This is a genomic window from Poseidonibacter sp. (assembly GCF_041821165.1).
Lineage (GTDB): Bacteria > Campylobacterota > Campylobacteria > Campylobacterales > Arcobacteraceae > Poseidonibacter.
This window is the reverse complement of record NZ_JBGUES010000095.1, coordinates 1-8643: the sequence shown is the minus strand read 5'-3', so window position 1 is coordinate 8643 and position 8643 is coordinate 1. Positions and strand designations below refer to the sequence as shown.

Annotated in this window: 10 protein-coding genes; 6 read left to right on the top strand and 4 right to left on the bottom strand. The window is 26.3% G+C overall.

The genetic code is table 11. The annotated features are described in order from the left end of the window. Window positions 1-620: protein jag (locus ACERKK_RS08420; protein ID WP_373772639.1), on the top strand; the 620-nt coding region annotated here is incomplete at its 5' end. 1 nt (window position 621) lies between these two features. Then, window positions 622-1962: a tRNA uridine-5-carboxymethylaminomethyl(34) synthesis GTPase MnmE gene (mnmE, locus tag ACERKK_RS08415; RefSeq protein ID WP_373772638.1), complete on the top strand. Its 1341-nt coding sequence runs from the start codon at window positions 622-624 to the stop codon at window positions 1960-1962. A 22-nt stretch (window positions 1963-1984) separates the two neighbouring features. On the opposite strand, the gene ACERKK_RS08410 is transcribed toward mnmE, so the two are convergent. From ACERKK_RS08410 to ACERKK_RS08395, 4 genes are all read right to left on the bottom strand, one after another. After that, complete coding sequence (locus ACERKK_RS08410) at window positions 1985-2470, bottom strand: histidine phosphatase family protein (RefSeq protein WP_373772637.1); 486 nt, start codon at window positions 2468-2470, stop codon at window positions 1985-1987. A 365-nt stretch (window positions 2471-2835) separates the two neighbouring features. Beyond that, window positions 2836-3912 (bottom strand): chorismate synthase, encoded by a 1077-nt coding sequence (aroC, locus tag ACERKK_RS08405; RefSeq protein WP_373772636.1) that lies wholly within the window; start codon window positions 3910-3912, stop codon window positions 2836-2838. After that, window positions 3912-4589: a ribonuclease III gene (gene rnc / locus ACERKK_RS08400; protein WP_373772635.1), complete on the bottom strand. Its 678-nt coding sequence runs from the start codon at window positions 4587-4589 to the stop codon at window positions 3912-3914. Before rnc ends, aroC begins: the two co-directional genes overlap by 1 nt. 103 nt (window positions 4590-4692) lie before the next feature. Next, on the bottom strand, window positions 4693-5742 hold the full coding sequence (locus tag ACERKK_RS08395) for a tetratricopeptide repeat protein (protein ID WP_373772634.1): 1050 nt from the start codon (window positions 5740-5742) through the stop codon (window positions 4693-4695). A gap of 83 nt (window positions 5743-5825) precedes the next feature. Between ACERKK_RS08395 and dnaG the strand changes: the two genes are divergently transcribed. The 4 genes from dnaG to rpmA form a co-directional block, all read left to right on the top strand. Beyond that, complete coding sequence (dnaG, locus tag ACERKK_RS08390; RefSeq protein WP_373772633.1) at window positions 5826-7463, top strand: DNA primase; 1638 nt, start codon at window positions 5826-5828, stop codon at window positions 7461-7463. A gap of 82 nt (window positions 7464-7545) precedes the next feature. After that, a complete protein-coding gene (locus tag ACERKK_RS08385) occupies window positions 7546-7929 on the top strand; it encodes a Rid family detoxifying hydrolase (protein WP_373772632.1) in 384 nt (127 codons plus the stop codon). A gap of 118 nt (window positions 7930-8047) precedes the next feature. Beyond that, the gene (gene rplU, locus ACERKK_RS08380) at window positions 8048-8365 is read left to right on the top strand and encodes a 50S ribosomal protein L21 (protein ID WP_373772631.1); all 318 of its coding nucleotides are present in this window, start codon (window positions 8048-8050) and stop codon (window positions 8363-8365) included. Between the two features lie 26 nt (window positions 8366-8391). Further along, window positions 8392-8643, top strand: a 252-nt coding sequence (gene rpmA, locus ACERKK_RS08375; RefSeq protein WP_373772630.1) for a 50S ribosomal protein L27, incomplete at its 3' end; no start/stop codon positions are given.

The following is an 8643-nucleotide window of genomic DNA, read 5'->3' as shown; positions in this document are numbered from 1 at the left end:
CAAGAAAAAATGATACTCCATGTTGTTCAGAAAAAGTAGAAACTAAAGTAAATAAAATTTCTAAAACAGAATCAAAAGATAAAATATTTGATAATTTTTATAATGAAGAAAAATCTCAAACAGAAATTTCTAATATTATTATAAAAAAAGATAAAGAACAAATTGTTAAAGAAGTAAAAGCAGATATTGATTTATTATTTAGCAATACATGTTATGAAATTGATAATATTAAAGTTGAGTTCTGTGAAGAAGATACATTGTATGTAGAATTTACAGGTGAAGATTGTGCTTTACTTATTGGAAAAGAAGGGTATAGATATAAAGCTTTATCTTATATCTTATTTAATTGGATAAATGAAAAATATGGTTTAATGCTAAGACTTGAAGTTGCAGAATTCTTAAAAAATCAAGAAGCTTCAATTTATGCATATTTAGAACCAGTTATTGAAGTTATTAAAGAAAAAGGCACATTTAAAACAAAACCACTTGATGGAATATTAGTTCATATAGCACTTAAAAGATTAAGAGAAGAATTTCCTAATAAATATGTTGCAGTTAAAACAAATGTTCGTGGTGATAAATATGTACTTGTAAATGAATATAGAAGTAAAGAGCAATAAATTGTTTGATGATAATACAATAGTTGCAATAGCAACAGCAAATGGAATAGGTTCAATCTCAATAGTAAGACTTTCAGGAGCTAATGCTCTTGATATAGCTCTTAAAATTTCAAAAAAACAAGAATTTCAACCAAGATTAGCATCTTTATGTACACTTCATACAGTTAATGATGAAGTTATAGATGAAGCATTAATTTTATACTTTAAAGCTCCTTTTTCATTTACAGGTGAAAATGTAGTAGAGTTTCAATGTCATGGTGGAGTTGCTATTGCTAATATGGTTTTAAATGAAACATTAAATCATGGTGCAAGATTAGCAAATCCAGGTGAGTTTTCAAAAAGAGCTTTTTTAAATAATAAAATTGATTTATCAAAAGCTGAAGCAATTTCAAAAATTATTGAAGCACGAAGTGAAGATGCTGTTAAACTTCTAGCAAAACAATTAAAGGGTGAATTAACAACTTTTGTTAATGATATTAGAGAAGATTTACTTTTTATGTTAGCTTATACAGAAGTTTCAATTGATTATGCAGAAGAAGATTTACCAACTGATATTTTTGAACAAATTAAAAATAAGATGGATAAAATTACAATAAAACTTCAAAATACTCTTGATGCTAGTAAAAGACGAGAGGGAATGATTGAAGGTTTCAAAGTAGCAATTATTGGTAAACCAAATGTTGGTAAATCATCACTTTTAAATAAACTTTTAAACTTTGATAGAGCTATTATTTCAGATATCGCAGGGACTACAAGAGACACGATTGAGGAATCAGTTAAGATTGGTACTCATATTATAAAAATTGTTGATACAGCAGGTATTAGAGATGCTTCTGACGTAATTGAGCAAATTGGTATTGAAAAATCAATTGAAGCAATTTCAGAAGCAGATATTGTTGTAGCACTGTTTGATAATAGTAAAGTTTGTGATGATGAAGATAAAAAAATTCTTGAGTTATTAGATATAAACAGTGATAAGAAAATCATAAAAATTATAAATAAGTCAGATTTAGAAAATAAATTTGATAAAACAAAAATCGATAACTTTATTGAGTTATCTACAAAAGAAGATATAAATCCTTTAGTGAAAAATATTGAAACTATTTTAGATTCAAATACTCATAGTGATGAAATGACTCTAATTTCAAAAAGACAAGTAAGTTCAGTAGAAGATACATTATTTCATATAAATGCATCTTCTATGCCTCTTGAAACTGGTGAACTAGAGTTTTTTGCTCATCATATTCACGAAGCATTAGAAAATATTTCTAATATTACAAGACCTTATGAAAATGACCAAATGTTAGATGTAATGTTTGGCGAGTTTTGTTTAGGTAAATAAAAGTGCTTTTGCACTTTTATTTTTAATCTTTTTTAGGATAGTTATAAGAAACTAATCTTGCATTCTCTTTTGAAATATCAATCCAAGAATTACAATCAAATTCAATCTCCATAATACCACCCATTTCAAACTTTTCTTTAAAGTCAACTAATGTTATAGCTAAAGCTGTAAGTGATGGATTATGACCTATTAAAAGCATCGTATCAACTGTATCAAAAGTATATGTTATTGTTTCAATTAATTCATTAACAAATGCCATATATAAAACTTCATTATACATTATTGATTTAGTATAATTTAACTCTTCTGCAAATATTTCAGCTGTGGCTTTTGTTCTATTAGCTGGACTAGAAACAATTAAATCAGCAGTAATATTTTGTGAAACTAAACTTTTTGCCATAGCTTTTGCATCTTCTATACCATCATGACTTAATTCTCTATCATAATCGTATTGACCTACTTTTTCATCTTCTTTTTGTGCATGTCTTATAACATATAATTTCTTCATAATTTGCTCTTTTCTTGTGTTGTAAATAATTGTAAATAAATTTTGCTTTTTAAAAGATAAAAAAGTAATAAGTTTGTAAATAATACATAGTGATGTGTATAAAATACAAGATTTAAGGAATTATACATTAAATTATTTTATTTAATACAAATAACATTTATAAAAGCTATAAATAGGGATGTATAAAAAAACAATAATTAATGATAGGTTTTACAGAAAATTATTTGTTAAAAGTTGAGTATAAATATTCTTTTTTCTTAAAAAAAAAGATATAAAATTCATAAAAAATAGGCATAAAAAAAGCAACCCTTGACCAAAGAGTTGCTTAAGACTGAAATTATATACTAATAAGTTTAAAAGCTTCTTTATTTAGAATAAACTTTTTTAACATTTTCTATTTTTGATGACATATTTAATAATGCCATATCAGCTAATACTAAAGACATCATAGATTCAGCAACTACACTTCCTCTAACAGCAACACAAGGATCATGTCTACCTTTTAATGCACAATTAACTTCATTATTATGAATATCAACTGTTTCTTGTTCAATGAAAATTGATGGTGTTGATTTAAAATATACTTTTACATTTATATCATCACCATTTGAAATTCCACCTAAGATACCACCACTATGATTTGTCTTAAATCCATCTTTTCTAATTTGGTCATTATTATCATAACCTTTTGTTGAAGATGAATTCATTCCATCACCAATTTCAACTGCTTTAACAGCATTTATACTCATCATTGCGTTAGCAATTTGAGCATCAAGTTTATAATATAATGGTTCACCTAATCCAATAGGAGTATTTTTAACATTTATAAGAGCAACACCACCAACACTATTATGAGTATTTTTAGCATCTAAAATTGCATTTTTTTGAGCTTCTTCAACATCTTTATCTAATGCAAAAATTTCAGAGTTTTTTACAGATGAAAAATCAAAATTATTAGCTTTGATTCCATCAATTTCACAAATACCACTTTGAACTTCTATTCCTAGTTCTTGTAGCATAAGTTTTGCAATAGCACCAGCAGCAACACGAGCTGCTGTTTCTCTTGCACTTGATCTTCCTCCACCTCTGTAATCTCTAATTCCATATTTATTAAAATATGTAAAATCAGCATGACCTGGTCTAAATAAATCTTTTACATTTGCATAATCACGGCTTTTTTGATTTTCATTAAAAATAACCATAGAAATAGAAGTTCCTGTAGTAAGACCTTCAAATACTCCTGAAAGAATTTCTACTTTATCTCCTTCTTTTCTAGCTGTTGCATATTTATTTTGACCTGGTTTTCTTCTATCCATTTCACTTTGAATAAACTCTTCATCAATTTTAATACCAGCTGGAACACCATCTACGATACAACCTAAAGCTTTACCATGACTTTCCCCAAATGTAGTAAATCTAAATCTATGACCAAAAGTATTCATTAATCACTACCTTTTAAAATATCAATAGCAAGTTTAGCTACAGCTTGTTGTGCAAGTTTTTTACTTTTACCTTTTGCTGTTCCATAAGTTTTATCATCAATCCAAATTGATACTTCAAACTCTTTTTTATGATCAGGACCGTATGAAGCTTCAACTCTATATTCAGGAATTGAACCAAATTTTGCTTGAGTAACTTCTTGTAAAGCTGTTTTATAATCTGAAAATAAAACATCTAAATTAATTTTATCATATGATTTTTCTAATAAATCAAGAATAATTGGTTTTAATTTATCTAAACCAGACTCTAAATAAATAGCACCCATAATAGCTTCAAATGCATCTGAAAGAATCGAAGCTTTAGTTCTTCCTTTATTTCTTTCTTCAGCGCTTGATAAATAGATATAATCACCTAATTTAATATCATTTGCTAATCTTGTAAAACCAGTTTCATTTACTAATGAAGCTCTTATTTTTGAAAGTTCACCTTCATTAGATTTTGGAAATTTTGTAAATAAAAATTCTCCAACTATTAGATTTAAAACCGCATCTCCTAAAAATTCTAACCTCTCATTGTTATATGGTTTTTTAAAACTTTTGTGTGTAAGTGCTTCGATTATCAGATTTTTATCTTTAAACTGATAATCCAAACACTTTTCTAATCTTGTATAATCACTCATTTTTTGCCTTTCCTTTTATTTTAATTTTTTAAAAAAAACTTCGCAGTAGTATATCACATTTATTATTATGAATCTGCCTTATAAAGAAGTTTTTTTGATTATTTTACTGTAAAGATTGATTATCTTGAGTTAAGCCTTTAGCTAAATTATGTCTTACATTAAATGATAAAATATCATGACAATGTGGACATCTTGTATCATATATTGGGTGTACTTGTTTACATGATGAACATATAAATTCAAAATTTAATGTTGCATTGATTTTATGTTCATGTTTATTTAATAAAATTAGTATATCAAAAACAAAATCATCACTATGTTTTAAGTTATCAATATATCCTTTAGCATTATAAATTTGAACTAAATAGTCATTTTTATAAACCTTATCAAAATCAATATCATCAAAATTTAAATACCACATTAAATCAATTATATTTTTTGTTTTAAAATCTTCTACATGTTCCCAGAAAAAAGTTTTATTAAACTGCAATAAGAATTGAACAAATATTCTTTCAATAATTTTATGCTCTTTATATGTTTCATATAAAAGATTAGTCTTTTTTTCATATGAAGATATAGGGTCATTTATTATTATTAAACTATCTAAATAAATTTTGTCTTTTTGCATATTTTTATTTAGTTCTTCTAAGCAAGTTGCTACTTCTTTTGCTTTTTCAAAATCTTTTAATTTTTCATAAATAATTAATAAATATGTTAAAGCTTCTTTATTTCTTGGAGAAAACTTTAATATTCTTAAAAATAACTCTTTTGATCTTTGTAAAAATCCACTTTTAAAATATGTAATTCCTAATAACTCTAAAAGTTCTTCTTTTTTTACTCTATCAGTTACATGTTCTAATAAAGTTAAATATACATTTATCGCTTTTGTATAATCACCCTTATGTAAAAAAGATGATGCTAATAATAAAATAGAATCAAAAGGTAAGTTATATGTTTTATATAAGTGAACATAATCATCTTCTTTTAGTTTTCCAAGTTCAAATCTACGTGATAATTTTCTATAATCTTTTCGTGCAAGTCTTTCTTTATATATCCCATAATAATAGGTTGTAAAAGATACAATAAATACTAAAGAAACAAGTATAATAAGTCCAAATAATGGGTCTCGATACTCTAAAACTATATTATCCACATAAAACCTTATTTTAATAAATTATAATGCGATTATACTATCATAAAAGTTCAAACATTATAATAAAGTGCTATACTTCCACTATGATAAAAAAAGAATCAATAGAAAATTTAAAAAATAATCTTGATGTTGTAGATGTTGTATCTCAATTTATAGAAGTTAAAAAAAGTGGGGCAAATTTTAAAGCTTGTTGTCCTTTTCATGGAGAATCAACTCCCTCATTTGTAGTAAGTCCAGCAAAACAAATATATCACTGTTTTGGTTGTGGTGTTGGTGGTGATTCTATAAAATTTGTAATGGAGTACGAAAAACTTTCTTATCCTGAAACAATTGAAAAATTAGCTTCAATGTATAATGTTAATTTAGAGTATGATAATTCAAATATTGCACAAAAACAAGATATTAGAATTTTAGAAGAAGTAAATAAATATTATCAAAAACTATATGTAAATAATAGCACTACTAAAGAGTATATTTCAAAAAGAGGTATATCTGATTTTTCAGTTGAAAAATTTGAAATTGGATATGCACCTTCTTCAAATGATACAATCAATTATTTAAAATCAAACCATTATAACTTAAGTGAAGCAATAGAACTTGGAATTATAGATACCGGTACAAATGGTTTATATTCAAGGTTTATTGAAAGAATCACTTTTCCAATATATGGAGTAAACGGTAAAATAGTTGGTTTTGGTGGTAGAACAATAACAGGTCATAATGCTAAATATGTAAACTCACCACAAACAAAATTATTCAATAAATCAAAACTATTATATGGTTATAACCTAGCAAAAGAGAATATTTATAAGAAAAATCAATTAATTGTATGTGAAGGATATCTAGATGTAATTATGTTACATCAAGCAGGTTTTAATACAGCAGTTGCAACACTAGGAACTGCACTTACAAAAGATCACTTACCTTTAATAAGAAGAGGTGAACCTAAAATTATATTAGCTTATGATGGAGATAAGGCTGGATTAAATGCAGCTTATAAAGCATCAGTAATGTTATCTCAAGGCGAGTTTGATGGAGGAGTGGTGATTTTTGAGGATGGTCTTGATCCTGCTGATATGGTAAAGGATGGAAAAATTGAAGAATTAAATAAAATATTTTCAAATCCAATGCCATTTATTCCTTATACTATTGATTATATTATCTCAAAATATGAAATTAATAACCCAAGTCAAAAACAAAAAGCTTTACTTGAAGCAAATGAGTATTTAAAATCATTAGGAATTATTTATCAAGATGAATATAAAAGATATATAGCTCAAAAATTAAATATACGAGAAACATTAATTTCTGTTAGTAATGATAATACAAGAGCACAAACTAATAATTTAGTAAAAATAGATATTGCAGAACTTTGTATAATCAAAGCAATTCTTGAAAAACCATCACGATTAGACTCTGTTTTAGATGTGGTAGATTCTTCAATGTTTGAAATACATAAAAATGAGTTTGAATTACTTTTAAATAATATAGAAGATATTTCATTAAATTCAATTGTATTAAATGACAAGTTAGAAGATTATGATGATGAAAGATTAAAAAGTGAGTTATTAACATTAGTATATAAGTTTTATTCAAATAAATTAACAGCTATATCATATGATCAAAGTTTTAATTTTAAAGAAAAAGCTAATTTAATTAGAAAGATAAAAGACAATATTTATCAGTTAAAACGTGGAAATCTAGTTACGTACAATTTATAATTTATAATTAATGCAAATAATTTATTTTTATAGCAGTTTATTTTTTGTAGAATTTACAAAAGTTAAATAAAAAGGAAATAAGATGAAATTTATTCAAAGTGATAACTTACCAGCTGCAATTGGGCCATATTCACCAGCTGTAAAAATAAATGGAACAATTTATACATCAGCACAAGTACCAATAACATTAGATGGTACAATGGTTGAAAGAGATATTAAAGTTCAAACTAGACAAGTATTATCAAATTTAAGAACTTTATTAGAAGATGCCGAAAGTGGACTTGAACATGTAGTGAAAGTTTCAGTATTTTTAGAAAATATTGATGATTTTGCAATTGTTAATGTATTATTCGCAGAAGCATTTGGTGATCATAAGCCTGCAAGAAGCACTATTTCAACAAATGGATTACCTAAAAATGCAATGATTATGGTTGATGCTATTGCATTAGCAAGAGATTATCATTAATTATTAATTGGCTTAAAGAAGGTTTAAAGTAAATTGAGATAATATTCACGTTCGAAAATAGGTTAGCATAATTTATAATATAAAAGTTAGCAACTACAGAACATTTAGAGGAAGAAATATGTACGCAATTATCAAATGTGGTGGAAAACAGTATAAAGTTTCTGAGGGTGATATCTTAGACATTGATTATACTGGTAAAGCTGCAAAAGAAGCTTTAGAAATTACAGACGTTTTAGCAGTAAACGATGGTGAACTAAAAACTGGTGAAGCTGTAGCGTCTGCAACAGTACAAGCTGAAGTAGTATTAGATGGTACAGGTGTAAATAGAGATAGAAAAGTTATCATTTACAAAAAAAGAAGAAGAAAAGATTCTAAGTTAAAAAGAGGTTTTAGAAAAAGCTTCACTAAAATTAGAATTACAAAAATTGCTGCATAAGCAAAAATAAGCTGAAGGGATAAAGTATGGCTCATAAGAAAGGTCAAGGAAGTACGCAGAATAATAGAGATTCTGCTGGAAGAAGACTTGGTGTTAAGAAGTATGGTGGTGAAGTAGTAAGATCTGGTAATATTATTATTAGACAAAGAGGTACTAAAGTTCATTGTGGTGCTAACGTTGGTATTGGTAAAGACCATACAATTTATGCTTTAATTGACGGTGTTGTTAAGTTTGAAGTTAAAGATAAAAAAAGAAAAAAAGTTTCAGTTTACGCTTCG